The following is a 24,989-nucleotide window of genomic DNA, read 5'->3' on the forward strand; positions in this document are numbered from 1 at the left end:
CTGATCGGGTGGGAGTGGGGAGCGGGGCCACTTCCGGTACCGCGTCCGAATCCCCGCGGAGCGGGGAGTCACGTTGTTCTCCACCAGACAGGTCGTCACGGGGCTCGTGGCGACAGCACTTGTCGCGGGGATGGGCAGTACGACCGCGGTCGCCGAGACCGGCGGGAGCGGGAGCGGAACCGGGAGCAGCGCCGCCGTCGGGGGCGTGGGCGGGGTCCGGTGGGTCACGCTGATCACCGGGGACCGGGTCGGGGTCGACGGGCGGGGGCGGGTCACCGCCGTCGAGCGGGGCGAGGGGCGGGCGAAGATACCCGTACGGACCTGGACCGAGCGGGGGCGTACGTATGTCGTGCCGGTCGACGCCGAGCGGCTGATCGCCCGGGGCACCGTGGACCGGCGGCTGTTCGATGTGACGGCGCTCAGCCGGGCCGAGAGCCGGCGGGCGTACCGCGACGGGCTCAAGGTCATCGTCGCCTACGAGGGTGCCGCCGAGGTCTCGGCGCGTCAGGGGGTACGGGCCGACGCGGAGGTGCGGCGGACCCTGTCGTCGCTGAACGCGGATGCCGTGACCGTGGCGGAGCGGGACGCGGGCGCGCTGTGGTCGGCGCTGACCCGGACCGCGAAGGGCGAGGTGTCGGCCAGGACCGCGCCGGGGGTGGCGCGGGTCTGGCTGGACGCGGTGCGGACCGCGAATCTGGAGACCAGTGTCGGCGCGATCGGCGCGCCGAAGGCGTGGGAGGCCGGGTACGACGGGACGGGCGTCACCATCGCCGTACTCGATACCGGTGTCGACGCGAGCCATGCCGATCTGCGGGGGAAGGTCGCCAAGGCGGGCAACTTCTCCGACTCGCCCGACGCCGTGGACCGGCACGGGCACGGGACGCATGTCGCGGCGACCGCGGCGGGTACCGGGGCTCACTCGGGCGGGAAGTACAAGGGTGTGGCGCCGGGGGCGGCGGTCCTCAATGCCAAGGTCCTGGACGACCAGGGCAGCGGTACGGACTCCGGGATCCTCGCGGGCATGGACTGGGCCGTCGCACAGGGCGCCGATGTGATCAATATGAGCCTCGGTGGCCAGGACTCGCCGGGGCTGGATCCGCTGGAGCTGCGGATCAACCAGCTGACCAAGGAGAAGGGGGTCCTGTTCGCGGTCGCGGCGGGGAACTCGGGGCCGTTCCCCGGTACCGTCGACTCCCCGGGCAGTGCGGAGGCCGCCCTGACCGTCGGCGCGGTGGACGACACCGGTGCGATGGCCGGGTTCTCCAGCGTGGGGCCGCGGGCCGGTGACGGCGGGGTGAAGCCGGATGTCACCGGGCCGGGTGTGGACATCACCGCCGCCGCCGCCCGGGACAGCCTGCTCGCCCGGCAGAACGGGGAGAGCCCGCAGGGCTATCTGACGATCTCCGGCACCTCGATGGCCACCCCGCACGCCGCGGGCGCCGCCGCCCTGCTGAAGCAGCGGAACCCCGACTGGTCGGGTACCCGGCTGAAGTCGGTGCTGACCGCGTCCGCGAAGGACGGCGGCCACTCCGTGTTCCAGCAGGGCACCGGCCGGATCACCGTCGACCGGGCGCTGGCCCAGACCGTGGTCTCCGACGAGCCGTCGGTCTCCTTCGGGCGGCAGAGCTGGCCGCACACCGACGACCGGCCCGTCACCAAGAATGTGACGTACCGCAATCTCGGTGACCAGCCCGTCACCCTGGATCTGACGGTCTGCGGCCTCGACCCGAAGGGGCGGCCCGCCCCGGCCGGGTTCTTCACCCTGGGGGCCGACCGGGTCACCGTGCCCCACGGCGGTACGGCCACCGTCGCCGTGACGGCCGACACCAGGCTCGGCGGCGACAACGACGGCGCCTATACGGCGACCCTGGTGGCGACCGGCGGCGGCCAGACCGTCCGGACCCCGGCCGCCGTGGACCGCGAGGTCGAGTCGTACGATCTGACGCTCAACTACAAGGGCCAGGACGGAAAGCCCAGTAAGCAGTTCGTCTCCTATCTGGCGCAGCTCGACGGGGTGGCCGATGCCGGCGCCTTCGACCGCGAGGGCAGGCCGACGGTCGAGTTCCGGCTGCCGAAGGGCGAGTACGTCCTGAACTCGATGCGGCTGTCCGACACCCCGGCCGGGTTCTCCATCGACCGTCTGGTCCATCCCAGGCTGGCCCTGACCAGGAACACCACCGTCGAGGTCGACGCCAGGCTCGCCAAGCCGGTCCGGATGAGCGCCCCGGACGCCGGGGTCGCGATGACCGACGCCCGGACCACGTACGAGGTGAGCAAGGGCCGTCGGCTCGTGGGCTCCACCGAGTTCGTGGGGGCCTTCGACAACTACCGGATCGCGCAGCTCGGCCCGGCGCGGCCGACCGGTGTCACCCTCCACGAGTCCTTCAACGGCCAGTGGGGGAGCGGCGCCGGGAGCCAGTACAACGCGGCGGCCGGGGGCCGGGTGGACCGGCTCGCGAACGGCCACAGCTCGACGTTCAAGCGGGCGGACTTCGCCCGGGTCTCCGCCCTCACCGGGGCGACCGTCAAGGGCAGGAAGGCGGCCTCCGCGGTGGTCTCCGGGCTCGACGGAGTCTCCTTCGGTTCGGAGTACACGTACAAGCTGCCGGGCACCCGGAACCACTATGTCGCCACCGCCGGGAAGGTCAACGCCTGGGGCCTGAACGTGGTCCGGTTCGGCGCCGACGGCACCGACGAGGCCGGTTACGACTCCCCGGTCCGGCACTTCCGGCCCGGTACGACCCGCCAGGTGACGATGGTCGGAACGGGGGTCCACTCGCCGCTGACGCACGAGTACAGCGGGGTCAAGCGGGCGGGCAACGACCTCTGGGCCGAGGTGCCGCTCTTCTCCGACGGCCGGGGCAACGCGGGCTGGTCCGCGTACACCTCGGCGAAGACGGCGCTCTACCGGGGCGCCACCAGGATCGGTGAGATCGAGGACGCGCTGGAGGGCTGGGACGGCTTCCCCGGCCTGGGACCGGAGGAGGCCGAGTACACGCTGACGACCTCGGTCCGGCGGAGCCCGGCGGTCGACCGGACCTCGACCCGGATCGACGGTTCGTGGACCTTCCGCAGCGGCGAGACGCCGGAGGAGGAGAGCACGCGGATCCCGCTGTCCATGGTCAGGTTCGGCGCCTCGACCGGTCTGGACGGGACCGTTCCGGCGGGTCGTGTGTCGACCTTCCCGGTCACCGTGCAGGGCCCGGCGGCGGGCTCCGGCCTGGCGTCGCTCGCGGTCTCCGTCTCCTACGACGCCGGGGCGAGCTGGCACGACGTCCCCGTCACGGACGGCCGGGTGACCGTGCGGAACCCCGCCAAGGGGAAGTCGGTCGCTCTGCGCGGCGAGGTCACCGACACCCGTGGCGGCAAGGGGAGCGTGACCGTGTACGACGCCTACTTCGGCCGGTAGGCCCGTAGGTTCCAGGACCCGCGGACCTGTTGGTCGTACGCGGGAAACGAGTGGGGCGCGCGCCGCCCGGGTCCGTGGAGACGGGGCCGGGCGGCGCTGTCGTGCCGGGGCGCGGTCGGGCTCGTACGGCGTGCCGGTGTCGTCGTTGCCGCGTGCGGTCACCGTCCTGGACATCCCCGATGTGCCGGGCGGTCGCTGTCGGTTGGCTGCCGGAAACGGGGCCGGCTCCTCCCCGCCCGCCAACTCGCCCGGATGCTGGAGGGGATCCCGGTCGGCGGAGGCCACGAAGACCCTGGTGGAGATCCCGGTGGTCCCGGCCGCGACGGGGAGCGGTCCGCCGCCGCGTACGGGCTGGGTATCCGTTCGGACCGGCTCTTACGCGGGGTGAGCGTCCGGGGCCACGGCGGTCAGGTGCCGGGCTCCCTCTCCCGGGCCGCGGCGACCCGCGACGGCCGCCATGTGCTCACCCTCGACCGGAACGGGGACTGGGGCGAGCAGCGGCCGGAGGACGCCGTACTGGAGGCGGAGTTCCGCGGCCGGGGGCGTACGGCCTCCTGAGACCGCGCACCGGCGGCGGCCGTCAGGACGCGCGGCGCCGCAGTGCCGGGTCCGTGATCGCGGGTGCGGCGGTCGGGTGCTTCTCATGGGCGGCGAGATCCACCCCGGGCGCCACGACGGCGTCGACGGCGTCCAGGACCTCGGCGGACAGGACGGTGTCGGCGGCGGCCAGCTGGGACTCCAGGTGCTCCATGGTCCTGGGGCCGATCAGGGCGCAGGTGACCGCCGGGTGGGCGGTCACGAAGCCGAGGGCCAGCTGGATCATCGTGAGACCGGCTTCGTCGGCGATCGCGGCCAGTTGCTCGACGGCGGTCATCTTGGCCCGGTTCTCCGGTACGGAGACGTCGAAGCGGCCGGGCATGAACGCGGACCTGTTCGTGGTGATCTCCCGGCCCTCGCGGACGGCGCCGGAGAGCCAGCCGGACGCCAGCGGGCTCCAGGCGAGGACCCCGAGGCCGTACTCCTGGGCGAGGGGCAGGATCTCGGCCTCGGCGCCGCGTTGCAGGATCGAGTAGCTCGGCTGCTCGGTGACGTAGCGGCCCAGCCGGTGTTCGCGGGCGGCCCACTGGGACTGCACCAGCCGGTACGCGGGGAAGGTCGAGGTGCCGAAGTAGCGGATCTTTCCGGCGCGCCGGAAGTCGGTGAGCGCCGCGAGGGTCTCCTCGTCGTCGGTGAGCGGGTCCCAGCGGTGGATCTGGTAGAGGTCGATGTGGTCCGTGCCGAGCCGTCGCAGGCTGTCGTCGAGGGCCTTGGCGAGCCAGCGCCGCGACGCTCCCTGATGGTTCTGTTCGTCGCCCATGGGCAGTGCGGCCTTGGTGGCGAGTACGACATCGTCGCGGCGCCCGGCGATCGCCTTGCCGATCACCTCTTCCGACTGGCCGCGGCTGTAGACGTCGGCGGTGTCGACGAGGTTGATCCCGGCGTCCAGGGCGGCGCCGACGATCCGGTCGGCGTCGTCCTGGGTGGTGCGGCCGAGGGCGCCGAAGTTCATCGCGCCCAGCGCCAGTGAGCTGACCCGGACACCGGTCCGGCCCAGCGTGCGGTACCGCATGGTCGTCATGGTCGTCGTCCTCCGAAGTCTGGTCCCGGCCCGTGGCCGCCTCGCGGGGGAGGGGCGCCGGGCACGGGAACGCGGCCGAACCGAAACGGAACCTCGATCCGTTTTGACGATACGGAACGCCGATCCGTTTTCGCAAGGGTCTGCGGGAGGACGCGCGGGAGGCTGGGGAGGGGCGCGGCCGGGGCCGTGGCTTCTCAGGGCGCGGCGAGAGCCGTGAGCGCCGAGCAGGCGCGGATCATGGCGTCCAGGTCCCGGTGGCCGTCCGGGATGCCCCGGAGCAGAAAACCCGCGGTGACGGCCAGCAGCGACGAGGCGATGAGCGTCGCCTCGGCCCGGTCGATCCGGCGGGCCGCCGGGCCGTCGGTGACGGCCCGGCCGGTGAGCAGCCCGGCCAGCGCGTCCCGCTGGGCCCGCTGGAGCCGCAGACACTCCTCGCGGAAGAACGGGTCGTCCAGGCAGAGCAGCAGCATCAGGACTTCGAGCCGGGCCTCTTCGGGGAAGTCGTCGGTCACCCCGGCGGCGACCCGGCGGGCGTACGCCTCGATCAGGCCGGGCAGGGTCGCCCCGTCCGTACCCAGCCGGGCGACCCCCTCGGCGAACTCGGCGACGCCCTCCTCGACCACCGCGAGGAAGAGATCCCGCTTGCTGCCGAAGATCGAGTAGACGGCCCCGGTGGTGAGATCGGCCGCCTCGGCGATGGTGTCGACGGGGACGCTCGTGCCCCGGGTCGTGAGGAGGTGCCGGGTCGACGCCAGCAGGGCCCTGCGGTTGTGTTCCCGTTGTTCGGCGCGGGTGCGGCGCATGAAGAGTCCCTGGAGGTTCGAACGGCGGTTCCGGGAAACGCCGTCGCTGTCGTGCCCGCGTCGAGACTACCGGGCCGCGGCGGCGGCGAGACCGATCTCGATCTGGACCGCGGCCAGTTCCCGGGGGTCGTACGCGCGGCCGGGGAAGTCGCGGGCCATCTCCGCACACCGGCGGGTGAACCAGCTCCGCAGCCGCGCCCGGTCGCCGGGGCCGGCGCCGTCGGCCGCCGGGTCGGTGACGAGCCGGTTCAGCATGCCGCCGGTGCGGAGGGTCAGGGTGTACGTGAGCCAGCGGAGGTCGTACTGCTCCGCGACGGTCGCCGGACGCCCGCACGCCGGGTCCGCCGCCATCTCGCGGTACGCCCCGGCCGTACGGCCGATGGGCAGCAGGCCCTCGTCGACCGCTTCGGCGAGGGGTGAGCCCGGCGGAAAGCGGTCCCGCGCGCCGTCGGTCACGGCGGTCAGCAGCTCCCCGTCCCGGGTGAGGCGTTCGGCGGCCCGGCCGAGCAGGGTGCTGTAGCGGTGGCCGCTGTCGGAGACGTCCGAGAGCTGGGGGGTGTGCCACATCGGGGTCTCGGGCAAGAGGCCGAGCGCCCCGTGCCGGGCCGCGTAGTGGAAGCTCGAAGTGCCGGGTGGCAGTTGCCCGCCCGTCCCGGGGGCCGGCGGAAGCAGCAGAAAGGAGCCCGGACCGAGGGGTTCGGCGCCGCCGTCGGCCGGGCCGCGATGGAACGGCAGCCCGCGCCGCGTCAGGGTCCGTTCGATATCGGATATCAGCGCCGGCGCGGGCCGGTTCATCATGAAGTGGAATCCGGAGAAATCCGAACTGTGCAGGCTGTAGACGAGTTTTGGCCTCAGTTCGTCGATGACCGTCATCAACCGGCGGGTTTCCGGTAGGGGGCGGTCGAAGCCGCCGGGGACCGGGAAGGTCCATTCCACCTGGTTGCGGAACGCCGGCCGGTAGAAGTTCCCGTAGTAGCTCCGGACGGTGTGCGGTCCGCCGTACCAGCCGTCGCCCAGCGCCGCCGCGTCCGGATCCATACAGGGGACGATGTGCCAGGTCAGATCGAGCCCCTCGGCGAACTCCGGCCGCCGGGCCGTCAGTCGGGCCAGGTGGAGGGCCGTGAGGAAGCCGGTCGGTTCGTTGGGGTGGGGTCCGCCGAGTACGAGGGCGTTCTCCCGGCCCTTGCCGACCGAGAGCATCAGGAGCTCCCGGCCGCCCCGGGAATGCCCGATCGTCCGTAGTTCGGTACGGCGCGGATGGGAGCGGGCGACGGCCCTGATGGCGCCGTGCAATTCCCGGAGGGCCGGATACCGGCGCATTTCCGGAAGCTCGGCATCCCAGCTCCCGGCGGCGGGTGTTGGGCGGGCGCCGGAGTCCGATCCGGAGCCGGTGGTGGATCCCGAGGCGGATCCCGGAGTGAATCCCGTGCTGGACGCGGTGACGGCGGCGATCGCGCCGATCGAACCAGTGGTGCGGAGAAAGGTGCGGCGGTTGTTTCCGGGCGAATTCCCCATGCTCTCACTCCCGTTGACGGTCGTTCGATAACGCGATTATCAACATAATGGCGTTATCGAAGTCAAGGGGCGGGGCGTGCCGAGTCCCCGGGCAGGCGGAGGCGAGGGGGTACGCGACGGCGCACGAACGCCGGGTTTTTGGTGGTACGTCAGGCTTCGCGTACGGCGAGGAACCGGGTCAGCAGCAGCCGAAGCAGCGGCGCCTGGTCCAGCGGGGCGAATCCGGGGTCCGTGGCGACCCGGGCGAAGAGCGCGTCGAACTGGGCCGCGACCCAGGTGGCCGCCGCCTCCGGGGCGAGATCCGGGTCCACCCGTCCGGCGTCGGCCGCGCGGCGGAGCAGACCGGCGATCGCGGTCCGCAGTTCGAGGTCGTTGCGGGAGAGCAGGGCGGCCACGGCCTCGTCGCGCTGCGCCTCGGACGCGGTGCTGAGGGTCAGGCTCGCGTACGCGGGGTCGGCGGCCAGCTCCGCCGCGGTGTCGACCAGGGTGAAGAGCGCCGCCAGCGGGTCGTCGGCGGCGGCCAGCTCGGCGAGATGGGCCGCGGTGTCGGCGCCTTCCTTCTCGATCAGGGCCAGCACGATGGCGTGCTTCGTCGGGAAGTAGTGGAAGAGATTGCCGGGGCTCATGCCCGCCCGGGCCGAGATGTCCGCCGTCCGGGTGGCGTGGAAGCCCTTCTCCGCGAAACAGGCCGCGGCGGACTCCAGGATCCGGCCGCGCCGGGCGGCGTGCTTGACGGGGTCGACGGTGCGCATGGTCGGGCCAGCCTATCGGGCGGCTCCTCGCGCCCGGCCGGTCCGCCCGGGTCCGCCCACCGGACCGCCGGGCTGCCGGGCTGCCGGGTCGCCCGGGTTGCCGTACGCCCGGTCCGTCCTGAGGAGGAGGCCGGAGTACGGCGGAAAGGGGGACGACTTCGAGGGGCCGGGCCGGAAGGATCGGGGGTGTGATCGAACTTTCCCGCCGGACCGTGACCGCGACCGCGCCCGCGATCGTGGCCTACCGCAGCTGTGTGACCCTCGCGCTCGTCGGGGCGCTGGCCTCGACCCTGCCGTACGCGATCGCCGACGGCGGTCCCGGGCGCCCGGCGACGGTGGCGGACTGGACCACGGTCGCGGACACCGCCCCGGCTCCGGGCCCGGCGTACGTTCCCGTCGGGGATCCGCACCGGGTGCCCGCGTACGGCTCCGGCTCCGGGCGCGGATCAGGCGGTACGGGCGCGGCTCCGGCGGGACGTACCGCCCCCGGGTCCCATCACGCGTCCGTCCGGGGCGGCGGCCTCGGCTCCGGCCCCGGTCCCGCCTTCGGCGAGGGCGCCGGGCCCCGGCGGCAGCCCGTAGGCCCGTAGGCCGTAGGCCCGCGACAGCGGTGTGCCGGGCGCGGCGGAGTCAGAGGCTCCACTGGTCCAGCAGCGCGTCCGTCAGATCGGGGCCGCCGGGGGTGCCGCCGCCCGGCCCGTGGAGGTTCTGCTCGGTCCAGATCGCCTTGCCCCGGGCCGTGTACCGGGTGCCCCAGCGGTCCGCGAGCTGCGCCACCAGGAAGAGCCCCCGGCCGCCCTCGTCGGTGATCGCGGCCCGCCGCAGATGCGGTGCCGTACTGCTGCCGTCGAAGACCTCGCAGATCAACGAGGTGCTGTGGATCATCCGTACGGTGATGGGCTGGGCGGCGTACCGGATGGCGTTGGTGATCAGCTCACTGATGATCAGTTCCGTGGTGAAGGAGATGTTCTCCAGCCCCCACTCCCGGAGCCGGGCCGAGCACCGGGCCCGTACGGGTGCGACGGCGGACGTGTCCGACGGCACGTCCCACTCCGCGATCCGCCCGGGGTCCAGCCGGTGGGTCCGGGCCACCAGGAGGGCGATGTCGTCCCGGGGCTGGGCGCCGGGGAGCGCGGCGAGCACGGCCCGTACGGTCTCCTCCGGGTCGAGGCCGGGGCGGCCCGACGCGGCGTCGCAGAGCAGGTCGAGCCCGGTGTCGATGTCCCGTTCGGGGCGCTCGATCAGGCCGTCCGTGTACAGCACCAGCCGGGCGCCCTCCGCCAGCTTGAACCGGGTGGTTTCGACGGGCAGTCCGCCGCCGCTCCCCAGGGGCGGTGAGACGGGTACGTCGAGGACGCGGGCCCGGCCGTCGGGGTCGACCACGACCGGTGGCGGATGTCCGGCCCTGGCCATCACACAGTCGCCGGTGACCGGGTCGTAGACGGCGTAGACGCAGGTCGCGCCGGTGACGTCCGGTCCGGTGTCGCCGGGGGTGCGCTCCTGGTCCATCCGGTCGACGAGTTCGTCGAGGTGGCCGAGGATGTCGTCGGGCGGCAGATCGAGGGCGGAGAAGTTGTGGACGGCGGTACGGAGCCGGCCCATGGTCGCCGCCGCGTGCAGCCCGTGGCCGACGACGTCGCCGACGACCAGCGCGACCCGGGCGCCCGGCAGCGGGATCACGTCGAACCAGTCGCCGCCGACCCCGGCCTGGGCGGGCAGATAGCGGTACGCGACCTCCACCGCCTCCTGCGCCGGGAGATAACGCGGCATCAGGCTGTGCTGGAGCGTGACGGCCATGGTGTGCTCGCGGGTATAGCGGCGGGCGTTGTCGAGGGAGGCGGCGGCCCGGGCCGCGACCTCCTCGGCGAGCGCCACATCGTCCGCGTCGAACGGCTCGGGCCGGTCCGCGCGCCAGAAGCAGACCACGCCGAGCAGGGTGCCCCGGGCCGCGAGCGGGGCCGCGAGCAGGGTGTGGACCCCGTACTCCACCAGCCGCCGGGCGCCTCCGGGGTCCTGGGTCTGCCAGTCCCGGGCGGCGCTCAGCCCGGGCTCCAGGACCGGGCGGCCCGTGGCCATACTGCGGGCCTGCGGGGTGGCGGAGGCCAGTTCGATCCGGGAGCCCTCCGGGTAGAACGGGGCGTCGTCGCGGATCCCGGCGACGACGATCCGGCGGACGTCCCGCTCCGCGCCGTGGAGTTCGTCGCCGCGCAGCACGGCGTCCGCGAGGTCGACGGTGACGAAGTCGGCGAACCGGCCGACGGTCGTCTCGGCCAGCTCCCGGGCGGTCCGGCGGACGTCCAGGGTGCTGCCGATCCGCATCCCGGCCTCGTAGACGACCCGGAGGCGCCGCTGGGCCGCCTCGGCCCGGCCGGACGCCGCCAGCAGCTCGGTGGTGTCGCGTACGGTGGCGACCCGCCCGGCGCCGCTCCGGGCCTCGGCGCTCCCGGGCTTGCCGGCGGGGCGGCCGGCAGGGGTGGTGGCGGGGGCGGTCGGGCCCCGGGTGGGCCGCTGGCTGACGGCCAGGGTCCGCTCCCCGACCAGGAACAGTTCGTCGGTGGCCTCCCGGCCCGACACCAGCAGCTCCGCAAGTTCCGGGGGCAGGTCGAGCCCGGCCACCTCCCGGCCCTCCGCGTCCGGCGGCAGGTCCAGCAGACGCCGCGCCTCGTCGTTGACGAGCCGCAGCCCGCCGTCCGGACCCACGATCACGACGCCCTCGCGGACGGAGTGCAGCACCGCGTCATGGTGTTCGTACATCCGGGTGATCTCGGCCGGTCCGAGACCGTGGGTCTGGCGCAGGAGCCGGCGGCTGAGCATGGCGGTGCCGCCGGTGCTGAGGGCCACCGCGGCGGCGGCCCCGCCCAGGACGGCGGGCAGCTGCTCCCGGGCGGCGGACTGGATCCGGGCGACCGTGACGCCCGCGCCGACGGCGCCGACCACCGCGCCGTCCGGCCCGCGTACCGGGACGTACGCCCTGACCTGCGGTCCGAGGGTGCCCACCCAGTCCTCGACCACGGTCTCCCCGGCCAGCAGGGGCTCGATATCGGTCGAGGTCGGTTTGCCGATCCGGTCCGGGAACGGATGGGTGAGCCGGGTACCGGCCCGGTTGAGGACCACGACGAAATCCACCCCGGCCCCCTTGCGGGCCTCCTCCGCCCTGGGCTGGAGTACGGCGGTCGGATCCGGCGACAGGACGGCCGCGGCCGTCCCCGGGGCGTGGGCGAACCCCTCGGCGATCGCCAGGGACCGGCTGCCCGCCTCCTGGTGGCTCTCCTGCCGGGCCATGACCAGCAGCAGGACGACGGCGCCGAGGGTGAGCAGGATGACGACGACGAGCTGGAGCGCGAACATCTGCCCCACGACGCTGCGCGGCCCGAGAACGGACCGTGCCCCGCCGCCATCCGCCCCGGAGGAGCGCCCGGATCGCACCATGAGCCTTTTTTATCCAGATATTCGGTGGGCCGCCTCTGCTGGGGCCGCCCGCGACGGCCCGCGACGGCCGGGCGGCCCGGCCGAGCCGCCCGGCCGCCGGAATGTCACTCCTCTGCTACGGCCGGGCTCCGCCCGGCGCCGCCGACCGCCCCGGTCCGGACCCGTGACCTGCGGTCATAGCCGTCCGCGGATGACCGCGTTAGCCCTATCGGTCTTGGACGCGACGGCGGGCCCGCTGTTCTGCTCGGCCCGGAAAGGGCCAGGACAGCCGTACGGAAGGACGTACTCACCATGACCGGACACCCCCTCTCGCGCCGGGATCTCTCGCGCCGGGGCGCGCTCGCCGCCGTCGCCGGGCTCGCGGCCGTGCCCCTCGTCGGCTGCGACGCGGACACGTCCCCGGCGCCCGGCCGCAAGGCTCCGCCGGGCGGCACCCCCGCCTCCGGCCCGGCCGCCACCGCCTCCGGCCCGGCCGCCGGGGCGACCGGGTCCGCCTTCACGGCGCTGGAGCGGCGGTTCGGCGCGGTGCTCGGCGTGTACGCGATCGACACCGGCAGCGGCCGTACGGTCGCCCACCGGCCCGACGAGCGGTTCGCCTACGCCTCCACCTGCAAGGCGCTCATCGCCGGAGCCGTACTGAAACGGAACACCCTGCGCCAGATGGAGCGGCGGATCGTCTTCGGCCCGGAGGTGATCGAGCCGCACTCGCCGATCACCGAGCCGAGGGTGGGGAAGGGGATGAGCCTGCGCGAACTCTGCGACGCGACCGTCCGCTACAGCGACAACGCGGCGGCCAACATCCTCTTCGACGAGCTGGGCGGGCCCGCCGGGCTCCAGAGGGCGCTGCGCGCGATCGGCGACCGGGTCACCCGCTGCGACCGCTACGAGACCGAGCTGAGCGACGCCGTGCCCGGCGACCTCCGGGACACCAGTACGGCCCGCGCCCTCACCGCCGATCTGCGGGCGTACGCCCTGGGGAACGTGCTCCCGGCCGACCGGCGGGCCGTCCTCGTCGACTGGCTGAAGCGGAACACCACGGGTGACGCGCTGATCAGGGCCGGGGCGCCCGCGGGCTGGACCGTCGGCGACAAGACGGGCTCCGGCGGCTACGGGACCCGTAACGACATCGGGATCGCCTGGCCGCCGGGCCGCGCCCCGATCGTGCTCTCCGTGCTCTCCAAGAAGGACGTCGAGGACGCGAAGCGGGAGGACGCGCTGATCGCGGAGGCGGCCGAAGTGGCGCTCGGCGCCTTCGTCTGACGGCGAGTCCGTTGGTAGTACGGGCGGCGGGCGGCGGCCGGCACCTGAGTGGCTGTCATCGATACCACCGTCAGAGGTATTTAAGCCGTATTTATACGATGAACTGATCATGGGTGGGGAGGGTGCAGTCCGTGGACCAAGGACCGGTCAGCACGGAAGGCACCCCCCATGAGACGCATCCCCGGGCGACGGCCCGTACCGGGCGCCCGACGCGGACGCGGACGCGGTCTGGCCGCCGTCTGCTGCGCGCTGGGCGCGGGGCTCATCGCCCTGGCCCCGCCGGTCGGCGCGAGTGCCGGGAGTGCCGCGAGCGGGGCGGACCCGGCGGGGGCGGCCGAAAGCGCTGAGCCGGGCGGTACCGAGCAGAGCGGCGCCGGTACGGATGGCGCCGGTCAGAGCGGCCGGGGCGTCTCGTCCGGCGGTGGTACGGCCCCGGGCGCCGACGGCCGCGCCGGTACGGTCACCCCGGCCGCGCCGGGCGACGGGGCGTCACCCGGGGCCGACGGTACGGCCCGTGGGACGCGGCCCCTCTCCCCGGCGCGCGCCGATCTCGCGGTCAGCTGGGAACCGGTCGGCTCCGGTCCGGCGTCGGCGTCGGCCGGTACGGGCACCGGCACCGGTACCGGCACAGACACCAGCGCTGCCGGACCCGGCCCCGGCCCCGGCCCCGGCCCCGAACCCCGGCCCGGCCCCGGCCCCGGGCCCGATGTCACCGTCACCGGACCCGGCGGTTCCGCCGCCGCCGGGGCGCCCGGTGCCCGGTCCGAGGCCACCGACCAGGGCGGCGCACCGGAGACCGCGGCCACCGAGAGCACCCCGTACACCTACCGCGTCTCGGTGGTGAACCACGGCCCCTCCCAGGCCGTGGACGTCGTCGTCACCGACCGGCTGCCCGACTCGCTGGTCTTCGTCTCGTCCTCCGACGGCTGTACGGCCGAAGGCCGGAACATCACCTGCGGCCCGCTGGCCACCCTCGACGTCGGCGAGACCCGTACCTGGCTGCTCACGGTCCGGCCCGCCGACGACTACACCGGCGACGGCTCCGACATCACCAATGTCGCCGTGGTCAGCTCCGGCACCGAGGACCCCGACGAGGAGAACAACACCGCCACGCACACCGGCGTCCCGGTTCCCCCCGACACCGGGCGGGCCGACCTCGCCCTGACCAAGACCTCGGTCCTGCCCCCGGGCCGTACCGACACCGTGCTGCCGGGCGACCGGTTCACCTATCGGATCACCGTCCGCAACAACGGTCCCGCGACGGCCGTCGGCGTCCGGGTCACCGACGCGCTCCCCGCCGTACTGGCCTTCGAGTCGTCGCCGGACGGCTGCGCGCCGTCCCCGGACGACGACCGTACGGTGCTCTGCCCGGTCCTGGACCGGCTCCCGGCCGGGGAGTCCGCCAGCTACGAACTGCTGGTACGGGTCCGGGAGGACGCGGACCTCCGGGGAGGCGGCGGTGGCGGCGGCGGTGACCACGGTGGCGGTGGCGACGACCCCGCCCACCAGCACCGGCGCTGCGAGATCGAGAACACGGCCTATGTCACCGCCGTGACCCGTGACCCCGTACCCGGGAACAACAACAACCGGCCCGGTACCACCGGCCCGGACGGCGGCCCCCTCTATCTGGAGCACCCGGACGACAACGGCCCGCAGAACCCGCACGAACCGCACCACCCGCAGGAACCGAACCAGCCCCATGAACCCCAAGAACCCCACAAGCCTCATAAGCCGCATCAGCTCGCCCAGACCGGGCGGGAGGTCCCCGGCTGGCTGCCCTGGTCCGCCGGGCTGACCCTGGCCACCGGCGGCGCCCTCGTCCTGCTCTCCCGGCGTCAGTTGCGCGCCCCCGGCCCGTCCGGCACCCCGGAGGAGGGCCCCCGGCCATGAGCAGCCACCCGGCCCGACTCCGTACGGCCCGGCACCGTACCCGCGTCCGCCGGTCCGGGCCCCCGGCCCGGTTCGGATCCGTACTCGCCCTCACCCTGGCCGCCGTACTGGCCGCCCTGCTGCTCGCCCCGCCGCCGACCCACGCGGCGGCCCCGCGCGCCCTCAGCTTCCCCGTCCACGAACCCTTCGACGGGCCGACCGGCAACCTCGGCAGCCTCACCGGTACCGCCAGCTATCAGAGCGGCGGCTGGCTCCGGCTGACCAGCGCCGCCATCCAGCAGGCGGGCGGCTGGGAGATGAACGACTCCTTCCCCACCAGCCTCGGAATCGTCGCCGAGTTCACCTATGCCACCTACGGCGGCACCACCTTCGACGGCAAACGCGGCGACGGTCTGACCTTCTTCCTCGCCGACGGCAACGCCGCCAACGGCACGGGGGCCACCGGCGGCAGCCTCGGCTACGCCTGCGGCGGCGGCCCGCCCTGCAACCGGCCCGGTGTCCCCGGCGCCTTCCTCGGCATCGGACTGGACGAGTTCGGCAACTTCTCCTCCAACGCCGTCGGCAACGGCGGCCCCGGCGGCCAGGCCAACCGGATCGTGCTGCGCGGCGGCGGCAACGGCACCACCGGCTACCGCTTCGGCACCTCCGTCGCCGGTCCCGGCGGCACCGTCGAGACCCTGGGCCGGGGCGACTACCGCACGGTCCGGGTCACGGTCACCCCCAGCGGCGGCCGGCTGATGGTCTCCATCTGGTCCGACACCGGCCCCGGCACCCCGCTCAACCAGGTCGTCAGCAACTACGACGTCTCCACCATCACCGGCCAGCCCGCCCTCCCCTCCACCCTCAAGGTCGGCTTCTCGGGCGGTACCGGACTCGCCACCAATATCCACGAGATCGGCGATCTGAAGATCAACGTCCCGGCGGATCTCTCCGTCACCAAGACCGGCAGCCCGGCCACCGTCTACGCGGGCGACCCCGTCACCTACACCGTCACGGTCGCCAACAGCGGTGCCAACGACGTGATGGGCGCCCGGCTGGTGGACAACGTCCCCGGTCTCACCGGTGTCACCTGGACCTGTGCGGCGGCCGTCGGAAGTACCTGTCTCCAGACCTCGGGCAGCGGGAACAGCATCGTCGCCACGAGCAATCTGCCGCGCGACGGCTCCGTCACCTACACCATCCGGGGCCGGGCGCCCACCGTCGCCGGAACGTATGCGAATACCGCGACCGTCTTCCCGCCCGCCGACCGGACGGACACCAACGCGGCCAACGACAGCGCCTCCACGACCACCACGGTCCTGGCCCTGGCCGATGTCTCCGTCACCAAGACGGCCCTCGGCACCGGACCCGTCACACCAGGTCAGACCTTCGACTACCGGATCACCGCGAGCAACGCGGGCCCCTCCGGCACCAGTGCCGTCACCATCACCGACACCCTGCCCGCCGGGCTGACCTTCGTCTCGTCACCCGACGGCTGTACGGCGAGCGGCCAGACCGTCACCTGCCCGGCCGCCACGACCATGGCGGCGGGCGGCTCCCAGTCCTGGACCTTCCGGGTGAGACTCGCCGACACCTATACCGGGGACGGCACGGACCTCGGCAACCGGGCGACCGTGACACATGCCGTCACCGACCCGAACCAGGCCAACAACACCAGTGGTACGGTCACCCCGCCCGGCGGTGTGACGGAGCCCCGGGCCGATCTGCGGACCGTCAAACAGCCCGTCACCTCCACCCCCGTCTCCCCCGGGCAGACCTTCGACTACCGGGTGACCGTCACCGACAACGGCCCGTCGGTGGCCCGGGGCGTCCGGATCTCCGACCCCCTCCCCGCCCAGCTCTCGTTCGTCTCGTCACCCGACGGCTGTACCGCGAGCGGTCAGGACGTGAGCTGTGCCTCGGCCGCCCCGCTGGCCGTCGGGGCGTCGGTGAGCTGGACGTTCCGGGTCCGGATCGATCCCGGGTACGCGGCCGACGGCACCGCCCTGCGGAACACCGCGACCGCGACGGCGACCACCCAGGACCCGGACCCCGCCAACAACAGCGGTACGGCGGGCGTTCCGGGCGGCCGGGTCACCCCGCCGACGGCCGATGTGACGCTCGCCAAACGCGCCGACTGACCGGGCCGCGCGAGCGGGCGCCGCCCTCCCGGCCGGGCGCGGCGCCCCAGGACCCGGCCGTCCGGTGACCCGGCGACCCCGGTCACCGGACCGGCCGTACCCCCGCCGTCCGGCTCCTTGGACCCCCGCCCTACGCCCTACGCCCTCCGACTCCCGACCCGACCCCGCCCCCTTCCCCGACCCCGACGAACGGATCCGAGACGAGATGAGACCGAGCAGCAGACAAGGGCGGCGGCGCCCGAGATCCGTGGTGAGAGCCGCGGTCGCCGTCGTCCTGGCCGGAGCGGCCCTGCCCCTGGGGGCCGGGACCGCCGGCGCCGTAAACCTGGCCGCGCCCGCCCGGGTCGTGACCCAGCTGGGCACCCTCGCCCCCGCGGTGGCCGCCGCCGCGATCCCGCCCGGCGGGCTGGTGACGTACACCCTGACCGCCCGGAACAACGGCCCGTCGGTGGCGCGTGACGTGGTGGCCACGGACACCCTGCCGGAGGGTCTGGAGTTCGTGTCGTCGGCGGACGGCTGCACGGCCGCCGGACTGACCGTGACCTGCGGCCCGGAGCCGGAGCTGGTCGTCGGCGAGACCAAGACCTGGACGTTCGTCGTCCGGATCAGCCCCTCCTACCAAGGTGACGGCTCCGATCTGGGGAACACCGCCACCGGCACGTCCGAGGCCGTGGACCCCGACCCGGGCAACAACACCACCGACCCGGTCACCCCGCCGGGGCCGTTCGACCCGGTCTCCGACCTCAACACCCTGAAGACGGCGATCGGGACCGGCCCGACCACCCCGGGCGAGGAGTTCCAGTACCGGATCACGGTGGAGAACACCGGCCCGTCCGACGCCCGTAACGTCACGGCGACCGACGATCTTCCGGCCGGGCTGACCTTCGTCTCCTCCGGCGACCCGTGTACGGCCTCCGGCCGGCGCGTCACCTGCGGCCCGCGCGGGGTGCTCACGCCCGGTGACACGGTCACCTGGACGTTCCGGGTCAAACTGAGCGACTCCTATACCGGTGACGGCACCGATCTGCGGAACACCGCGACCGCCACCTCCGATTCGGAGGACCCCAACCCGGTGGACAACACCTCGCCGCCGGTCCTGCCGCCCGGCGGGGTCACGGAGCCGCAGGCCGATATCTGGGTCACCAAGCGGCCCACCAGCGGTACGGTCATCGCGCCCGGTGAGACCTTCGAATACGCGGTCACCGTCACCAACGACGGCCCGTCGCGGGCGGCCGGCGTCACCGCCGCCGACACCCTCCCGGGGCCGCTGGCCTTCGTCTCGTCGCCGGACGGCTGCACCGCCACCGGGCAGAACGTGAGCTGCGGCCCGCAGCCGACGCTCGCCCCCGGCGCGTCCAGGACCTGGCGTTTCACGGTCCGGCTCGACCCGAACTACCGGGGCGACGGTACCGACATCCAGAACGTGGCCGTGGTGGACTCCGACACCGCCGACCCGGTGCCCGGGAACAACACCAGCCCGCCCGCCGGACTCCCCGGCAGCACGGTCAACCAGCCGTACGCGGACCTCGCGGTCACCAAGGAGCCCGTCGGCACCGCGTCGCCGATCCCGGGCCAGCGGTTCGACTACCGGATCACGGTGACCAACAACGGCCCGTCGGCGGACGCGTTCAACGTCCGGCTCACCGACGACCTGCCCGCCGGGCTGACGTACGTCTCGTCGTCACCCGCCGGATGCACGGCCTCCGGCCAGGCGGTCTCCTGCCGCCGGACCGCCCCGCTGGGGGTCGGCGAAACGGTCGAGTACATCCTCACGGTCCGGGTCGACCCGGCGTACAAGGGCGACGGCGGCGATCTGCTGAACACCGCCCGGGTCACCGCCGACAACATCGACCCGGCGAGCGGGAACGACTCCGACACGGCCACCGTCCCCGGCGGTACGGTCGCCCAGCCGTCGGCGGACCTCGGGATCGTCAAGCGGCCCGTCACCTCGGCCCCGGTCGCGCCGGGCGAGACCTTCGAGTACCAGGTGACGGTCACCAACAACGGTCCGTCGCAGGCGGAGGACGTCGAGGTCAGGGACGTCCTGCCGACCGCCCTGACCTTCGTGTCGTCCGACGACGACTGTCTGTCGGAGGACGCGGTGGTCTGCGGCCCGCTGCCGACCCTCGCCCCCGGCGCTTCCGTGACCTGGGTCTTCCGGGTCAAGCTGGCGCCGGACTACACGGGCGACGGCTCGGACATCCGGAACACGGCGACCGTCGACGCGACGACCCGCGACCCGGTGGCGGGCAACAACAGCAGTACGACGGGTACGCCGGGCGGCACGGTCAAACGGCCGACGGCGGACCTCCAGATCACGAAGAAGACCCCGTGACCCGGGGTTCGTGACCCGGGCTCGGTGAGCCGACCGGGAAACCGGCCGGGGGCCCGTACCGCCGTAACAGCGGTACGGGCCCCCGGCCTTTGCCCGGCGGACTCCGGGCGGAGCCCGGTGGGTCCCGGCGGCGGGCCGAGACCTTCCCGGCGGCTCACTCCCGGGGACGTATCGGACCGTCGTCGCGGGCCCGCAGATCCTCCAGCAGCCGGGCCTGCCCGGCCAGTACCCCGGTCAGGATGGTCCTGGCGACCCGGAGGAGTTCGGCGACCTCGGGGCTGGCCAGGGCGTAGATCACGGTCGAGCCCTCGCGCCGGGTCACCACCAGCCGGGCCCGGCGCAGCACGGCGAGCTGCTGGGAGAGGGCGGCGGCCTCCACCCCGATCTCCGGGAGCAGTTCGGAGACCGCGTGTTCCCGCTCGCTCAGCAGTTCCAGGACGCGGATCCGGACCGGGTGACCCAGGGTTTTGAAGAACTCCGCCTTGAGCTGGTACAGCGGTGTACTCATCGGACCGGCCCCGCCGGACGTGTACGCATCTCGGATCGCGGCCCCTGTGAACTCTTCGCCATGCGCTCATCATCGGGCATGGCCCCGGCCGGCGGGCGGGGCGCCGGTCCGAAGCCGCCCGGTCCGGACCGGAAACCCTTGGTCAGAGCGGCAGGTCGATCCAGACGGTCTTGCCGTCGTCCTCGGTATCGGACAGGACGGACGCCGTACCGCCGAGGTCCCGGGTCAGCTCCAGCACGGTCGCGAGACCGCCGCCGGGCCCGGTCCGCTCCGGCGACAGCACCGGCTGCTCCGGGTGGCGGTCGTGGACCCCGAGGGCGAGTGTCGCCGGGCTCGCGCCGAGGACGACGGTGACCGAGGGGGAGAGCTCGGCGGCGTGCCGGACGCTGTTGGCGACCAGTTCGGCGAGGATCAGCAGCGCCGGGTCCGCGACCCGGTGCCGGGGTGCGATCCCCCACTCCCGCAAAGCCTGTTCGGCGTTCTCGCGGGCGACCCGGACGGAGGGCCCGGTGGCGGGCAGGGTGAGTACGAGGCGGCGGGGCAGCGCGCGGAGAGCGTCGAGACCGGGGAGCGCCACAGTGTTCGCGCCCCCTCGTCCGTCCGGGCCCCGGCCCGGGGCGTAGGCGGCCGGGCCCGCGGCTACCTGCGGGCACGGCCGATCCGACGCCCCAGCATCCTGCGAATTGCAGAATTTTGCAATTCCGCATCCCGCTGATCCCGGTCGGCGGGACCCGGGCGGGGCGGTTGGCCCGGCGGCGGGGGATGACGGTCCGGGGAGGCCGGACCGCGTACGGTCACCGCTCGGTGACGCGTACCCGAAACGGGTCTAGGCTGGGAAACGAGGGCCCGGCGAGGCCCGGAACCGGGTGCGTCAGGGCCCTGCGACCAGCCACAGGAGGCGACGCGCCATGACCACCCCCACGGTCAACCGGGGTGAGATCGAGGCCGAGATCAAGGAGGCCCTGGGACTCGTCCCGCACTTCTTCTCCCGGATCCCCACCGAACTCCTCGGTCCGGAATGGGAGATCTTCAAGCGGCTCGAACTCGGCGAGACGCTCATCCCCAACAAGTACAAGGAACTGATGGGCGTGGCCATCCACGCCGAGACCAAGTGCCGCTACTGCACCCTCTTCCACACCGAGGCCGCCAAACTCTTCGGCGCCACGGACGAGGAGATCCAGGAAGCGGTCCACTACGCCAAGGCGTCCCTCGGCTGGAGCGCCTACCTGAACGGAATGCAGGAGGACTACGACTCCTTCGCGGCCGAACTCGCCGAGGTGGCCGCCTATGTCAGGGCCAAGGAGGACACGTCCTGACGGGCCCCGGCGATGGAACTGGAACGCGTCCGCCCCACCGTCCTGCGGATCACCCTCCACACCTACGAGCTGGCCGCCCTCACCGCCGCCGCCCGCTATGTCGCGGAGACGGCCCCCGCCGAAGTCCCGCCCGAGGCAGTCAGCCAACTCCGGGACCTGCTCGCCGGATACGACTCCGCCGTCCGCGGCCTCGGTACCGCACCCCCGGATCACACCGGCGCACCCCCGGATCACACCGGCCCGCCGGCCGGCTGATCCGGTGCCGGGGTGCGGGTGACCGCGACCCGGGCCTTCAGATCGGCCCAGAACGCCGGTCCGGGCGCGACGCGGTAGCCGAGTTCGTAGACGGTGGTACGGCTCCGGCCGCGCATCCGCAGCCGTACGGGACCGGGACCCGGGTGGGCCCGGAGCACCTCCTTGAGGGCGGCCACGGCGGCCGGGGTGACCTGGGATTCGAGGATGTCGAGCCGGACGGGCGCGGTGCCGTCGGCGGCGGCGAGGTCGGGGATCCGCAGCTCGGCGGCGATCAGCCTGGGCAGGTCCTCGCGTTTGTCGAGCCGCCCCTTGACCAGGACGACGGTGTCCTCGGCGAGCCGGGCCGCGACCAGTTGATAGGCGGCGGGGAAGAAGAGGCAGTCGATCGATCCCGTCAGATCCTCGACGGTGGCGATGGCCCAGACATTGCCCTGCTTGGTGGTCTTGCGCTGGAGGGCGGAGACGATCCCGCCGACGGTGACCACCGAACCGTCCGGACGGCCGTCGTCGCCGAGCCGGGCGACAGGGGTGTCGCTCGCGGCGGAGAGTGCGTGCTCGATCCCGAAGAGGGGGTGGTCGGAGACGTAGAGGCCGAGCATCTCCCGCTCCTGGGCGAGCAGCTGGGGCTTCTCCCACTCGTCGGCCGGGAAGACGGGATCGAGTCCGGGGACACCCCGTACGGCGGAGTCCGGGCCGGCGGATCCGTCCGGTCCGCCGGGTCCGCCGGGTCCGTCCGGGCCGCCGCCGAAGAGGTCGAACTGGCCCTCGGCCTCCTTCCGCTTCACCGCCAGCACACTGTCGATCATGGGTTCGTGATGGGCCAGCAGCCCCTTCCGGGTATGCCCGAGCGCATCGAACGCACCTGCCTTGATCAGCGACTCGGTGGCCCGCTTGGTGCAGGCGGCGGCCTCCACTTTCTGTAGGTAGTCGGGGAAGGAGGCATACCCGCCTCGGGCCTTCCGGCTCCGGATGATGGCGTCGACGACGTTCGTGCCGACATTGCGGACGGCGGAGAGGCCGAAGAGGATCACATCGTCGCCCCGGGCGGCGAAGTCGGCCCGGGACGCGTTGACATCGGGGGTGAGGACCTTGATCCCCATCCGGCGGCACTCGTTGAGATAGACCGCCGACTTGTCCTTGTCGTCCTTGACCGAGGTCAGCAGGGCGGCCATGTACTCGGCCGGGTAGTGGGCCTTGAGATAGGCCGTCCAGTACGACACCAGCGCGTAGGCCGCCGCGTGCGCCTTGTTGAACGCGTACCCCGCGAAGGGCACCAGGACGTCCCAGACCGCGCGGACCGCCTCGTCCGAGTAGCCGCGTTCCCGGCAGCCGTCGCGGAACGGGACGTACTCCCGGTCCAGTACCTCTTTCTTCTTCTTGCCCATGGCCCGGCGCAGCAGATCCGCCTGTCCCAGGGAGTAGCCCGCGAGGATCTGGGCGGCCTTCTGGACCTGCTCCTGGTAGACCACCAGGCCGTAGGTGAGATCGAGGATCTCCCGCAGCGGTTCGTCCAACTCGGGGTGGATGGGGACGATCTCCTGCTGCTCGTTCTTCCGCAACGCGTAGTTGGTGTGGGAGTTCATCGCCATCGGGCCCGGCCGGTAGAGGGCGGTGACCGCCGTGATGTCCTCGAACTGGTCCGGTTTCATCAGCCGGAACAGGGACCGCATGGCGCCGGAGTCGAACTGGAACACCCCGAGGGTGTCGCCCCGGCCCAGCAGGGCGAAGGTCCGGGCGTCGTCGAGGGGGAGGCCGAGGAGTTCGAGGTCGACGCCCTTGTTCGCCTTCACCATCTTGACGGCGTCGTCCATGATGGTGAGGTTCCGCAGGCCGAGGAAGTCCATCTTCAGCAGGCCGAGCGATTCGCACTGCGGATAGTCCCACTGCGTGATGGTGACGCCGTCGGTGTGCCGGACCCAGACCGGTGCGTGGTCCACGATCGGCTCGCTGGACATGATCACGCCCGCCGCGTGCACGCCCATCTGCCGGACCAGGCCCTCCACACCGCGCGCGGTGTCGATCACCTTCCGTACGTCCGGCTCGTTCTCGTACATCGCCCGGATGTCCCCCGCCTCCTGGTGGCGGGGGTGGGCGGGATCGGTGATCCCGGCGAGTTCGATGCCCTTGCCTCCGACGTCGGCGGGCATGGCCTTGGTGAGCCGGTCGCCCATCGCGTAGGGATACCCCAGGACCCGGGCCGAGTCCTTGATCGCGTTCTTGGCCTTGATGGTGCCGAAGGTGCCGATCATGGCGACCTTGTCGGCGCCGTACTTCTCGGTGACGTAGCGGATCACCTCGACCCGCCGGCGCTCGTCGAAGTCGATGTCGACATCGGGCATCGAGACGCGCTCGGGGTTGAGGAACCGCTCGAAGATCAGTCCGTGCTCGATCGGGTCGAGGTCGGTGATCCCCATCGCGTACGAGACCAGGGACCCGGCCGCCGAGCCGCGCCCCGGGCCGACGGCGATGCCGTTCCGCTTGGCCCACATGATGAAGTCGGCGACGACCAGGAAGTAGCCGGGGAAGCCCATCTCGACGATCACCTCGAGTTCGTACTCGGCCTGCCGCCCGTACCGCTCGCCCCAGCCGCCGGGGAACCGGCGGCGCATCCCCGCGAAGACCTCCTCGCGGAACCAGGTGACCTCGGTATGCCCCTTGGGGATGTCGAACTTCGGCATGAGGTTCCGGGGCCGGAACATTCCGGTGGTGTCGATCTGCTCGGCGACCAGCAGGGTATTGCGGCACCCCTCCTGCCAGGCGTCCGAGGAGTCGACGGCATACATCTCGTCCGTGGACTTCAGGTAGTAACCGGAGCCGTCGAACCGGAACCGGTCCGGATCGGAGAGGTTCTTGCCCGTCTGAATGCAGAGCAGCGCGTCATGCGCCGTCGACTCGTGCTCATAGGTGTAATGCGAGTCATTGGTGACCAGCGGCGGAATACCGAGCTTCTTCCCGATCTCCAGCAGCCCGTCCCGCACCCGGCGCTCGATCTCGATCCCGTGGTCCATCAGCTCCAGGAAATAACGGCCCTTGCCGAAGATGTCCCGGTAGTCGGCGGCGGCCTTCAGCGCCGCGTCGAACTGCCCGAGCCGCAGCCGGGTCTGGAGTTCGCCCGAGGGGCAGCCGGTGGAGGCGATCAGCCCCTCGGACCACTGGGCGATGGTCTCCTTGTCCATCCGGGGCCACTTCTGGAGCCAGCCCTCCGCATAGGCGTCGGACGACAGACGGAAGAGATTGTGCAGACCGGTGTTGTTCGACGCCCAGATCGTCTTATGGGTGTAACCACCGGAACCGGAGACGTCGTCCCGCTTCTGATGCGGCTGACCCCATCGGATCTTCCGCTTGTTCCGCCGCGACTCGGGCGCGACATACGCCTCGATCCCGATGATCGGCGTCACCCCCGCCTTCACCGCCGTATGGAAGAAGTCGTACGCCCCGTGCAGATTCCCGTGGTCGGTCATCGCGATATGGGTCATCCCCATCTCGTCGCACGCGTCGAACATGTCCTTCAACCGCGCCGCACCGTCCAACAACGAATACTGCGTATGGACATGGAGATGGGTGAAAGGCGGTCGGGGCATTCCCGTACTCCCGGGGTCGGCGCGGCGGGATCCGCATTCAAGTCCGGCCGGGCGCGGGGCGGCAAACAACCGCCGGGCCTTCCGTACCACCGCCGGTTGTCGCCCCCGGCCGTCCCCGGCCGTCCCCGGTCGGCCTCCCGGCCGTCCCCTCGCCCCGGGTCCGAACAGCCCGCCCGGCCCGGGCCCGGTACCGTCGGT

Annotated in this window: 17 protein-coding genes; 9 read left to right on the forward strand and 8 right to left on the reverse strand. The window is 72.8% G+C overall.

The features are described from left to right. Positions 1 to 73: 73 nt before the first annotated feature. Together ABZ714_RS20540 and ABZ714_RS20545 are read left to right on the forward strand one after the other, a co-directional pair. Complete coding sequence (locus ABZ714_RS20540; protein WP_358826698.1) at positions 74 to 3,409, forward strand: S8 family serine peptidase; 3,336 nt, start codon at positions 74 to 76, stop codon at positions 3,407 to 3,409. A gap of 252 nt (positions 3,410 to 3,661) precedes the next feature. Continuing rightward, on the forward strand, positions 3,662 to 3,967 hold the full coding sequence (locus ABZ714_RS20545) for a hypothetical protein (protein WP_358826699.1): 306 nt from the start codon (positions 3,662 to 3,664) through the stop codon (positions 3,965 to 3,967). 22 nt (positions 3,968 to 3,989) lie between these two features. Here the strand turns inward: ABZ714_RS20545 and ABZ714_RS20550 are convergent, their stop codons facing one another. The 4 genes from ABZ714_RS20550 to ABZ714_RS20565 all read right to left on the reverse strand — a co-directional run bounded on the left by ABZ714_RS20550 (position 3,990) and on the right by ABZ714_RS20565 (position 8,097). Next, on the reverse strand, positions 3,990 to 5,018 hold the full coding sequence (locus ABZ714_RS20550; protein WP_358826765.1) for an aldo/keto reductase: 1,029 nt from the start codon (positions 5,016 to 5,018) through the stop codon (positions 3,990 to 3,992). 203 nt (positions 5,019 to 5,221) lie between these two features. After that, the gene (locus ABZ714_RS20555) at positions 5,222 to 5,830 is read right to left on the reverse strand and encodes a TetR/AcrR family transcriptional regulator (RefSeq protein ID WP_358826700.1); all 609 of its coding nucleotides are present in this window, start codon (positions 5,828 to 5,830) and stop codon (positions 5,222 to 5,224) included. 66 nt (positions 5,831 to 5,896) lie between these two features. Further along, positions 5,897 to 7,345: a M14 family zinc carboxypeptidase gene (locus ABZ714_RS20560; protein ID WP_358826701.1), complete on the reverse strand. Its 1,449-nt coding sequence runs from the start codon at positions 7,343 to 7,345 to the stop codon at positions 5,897 to 5,899. 149 nt (positions 7,346 to 7,494) lie between these two features. Beyond that, a complete protein-coding gene (locus tag ABZ714_RS20565) occupies positions 7,495 to 8,097 on the reverse strand; it encodes a TetR/AcrR family transcriptional regulator (RefSeq protein WP_358826702.1) in 603 nt (200 codons plus the stop codon). 188 nt (positions 8,098 to 8,285) lie between these two features. On the opposite strand from ABZ714_RS20565, the gene ABZ714_RS20570 reads away from it, so the two are divergent. After that, positions 8,286 to 8,687 (forward strand): hypothetical protein, encoded by a 402-nt coding sequence (locus ABZ714_RS20570; RefSeq protein WP_358826703.1) that lies wholly within the window; start codon positions 8,286 to 8,288, stop codon positions 8,685 to 8,687. Between the two features lie 40 nt (positions 8,688 to 8,727). Here ABZ714_RS20570 and ABZ714_RS20575 read toward each other — a convergent pair whose 3' ends face one another. Continuing rightward, positions 8,728 to 11,526 (reverse strand): SpoIIE family protein phosphatase, encoded by a 2,799-nt coding sequence (locus ABZ714_RS20575; protein ID WP_358826704.1) that lies wholly within the window; start codon positions 11,524 to 11,526, stop codon positions 8,728 to 8,730. Between the two features lie 291 nt (positions 11,527 to 11,817). Here ABZ714_RS20575 and bla point away from each other — a divergent pair, with 291 nt between their 5' ends. The 4 genes from bla to ABZ714_RS20595 all read left to right on the forward strand — a co-directional run bounded on the left by bla (position 11,818) and on the right by ABZ714_RS20595 (position 19,131). Next, positions 11,818 to 12,786 (forward strand): class A beta-lactamase, encoded by a 969-nt coding sequence (gene bla, locus ABZ714_RS20580; RefSeq protein WP_358826705.1) that lies wholly within the window; start codon positions 11,818 to 11,820, stop codon positions 12,784 to 12,786. Positions 12,787 to 12,954: 168 nt separating this feature from the next. Beyond that, positions 12,955 to 14,676 (forward strand): hypothetical protein, encoded by a 1,722-nt coding sequence (locus ABZ714_RS20585; RefSeq protein ID WP_358826706.1) that lies wholly within the window; start codon positions 12,955 to 12,957, stop codon positions 14,674 to 14,676. Beyond that, positions 14,673 to 16,796: a hypothetical protein gene (locus ABZ714_RS20590; RefSeq protein WP_358826707.1), complete on the forward strand. Its 2,124-nt coding sequence runs from the start codon at positions 14,673 to 14,675 to the stop codon at positions 16,794 to 16,796. Before ABZ714_RS20585 ends, ABZ714_RS20590 begins: the two co-directional genes overlap by 4 nt. A 250-nt stretch (positions 16,797 to 17,046) precedes the next feature. Next, complete coding sequence (locus ABZ714_RS20595) at positions 17,047 to 19,131, forward strand: DUF11 domain-containing protein (RefSeq protein ID WP_358826708.1); 2,085 nt, start codon at positions 17,047 to 17,049, stop codon at positions 19,129 to 19,131. 154 nt (positions 19,132 to 19,285) lie between these two features. Here ABZ714_RS20595 and ABZ714_RS20600 read toward each other — a convergent pair whose 3' ends face one another. Together ABZ714_RS20600 and ABZ714_RS20605 are read right to left on the reverse strand one after the other, a co-directional pair. Further along, the gene (locus ABZ714_RS20600) at positions 19,286 to 19,639 is read right to left on the reverse strand and encodes a metalloregulator ArsR/SmtB family transcription factor (RefSeq protein ID WP_358826709.1); all 354 of its coding nucleotides are present in this window, start codon (positions 19,637 to 19,639) and stop codon (positions 19,286 to 19,288) included. Between the two features lie 142 nt (positions 19,640 to 19,781). Further along, the gene (locus ABZ714_RS20605; RefSeq protein WP_358826710.1) at positions 19,782 to 20,216 is read right to left on the reverse strand and encodes an ATP-binding protein; all 435 of its coding nucleotides are present in this window, start codon (positions 20,214 to 20,216) and stop codon (positions 19,782 to 19,784) included. A 331-nt stretch (positions 20,217 to 20,547) separates the two neighbouring features. Between ABZ714_RS20605 and ABZ714_RS20610 the strand changes: the two genes are divergently transcribed. Then, positions 20,548 to 20,955 (forward strand): carboxymuconolactone decarboxylase family protein, encoded by a 408-nt coding sequence (locus tag ABZ714_RS20610; RefSeq protein WP_358826711.1) that lies wholly within the window; start codon positions 20,548 to 20,550, stop codon positions 20,953 to 20,955. A gap of 12 nt (positions 20,956 to 20,967) precedes the next feature. After that, positions 20,968 to 21,210 (forward strand): hypothetical protein, encoded by a 243-nt coding sequence (locus ABZ714_RS20615; RefSeq protein ID WP_358826712.1) that lies wholly within the window; start codon positions 20,968 to 20,970, stop codon positions 21,208 to 21,210. Here ABZ714_RS20615 and dnaE read toward each other — a convergent pair. Then, positions 21,186 to 24,791 (reverse strand): DNA polymerase III subunit alpha, encoded by a 3,606-nt coding sequence (dnaE, locus tag ABZ714_RS20620; RefSeq protein WP_358826713.1) that lies wholly within the window; start codon positions 24,789 to 24,791, stop codon positions 21,186 to 21,188. The genes ABZ714_RS20615 and dnaE overlap by 25 nt on opposite strands. Positions 24,792 to 24,989: the final 198 nt, after the last annotated feature.

It is taken from the genome of Streptomyces sp. NPDC006798 (assembly GCF_040635975.1).
Lineage (GTDB): Bacteria > Actinomycetota > Actinomycetes > Streptomycetales > Streptomycetaceae > Streptomyces.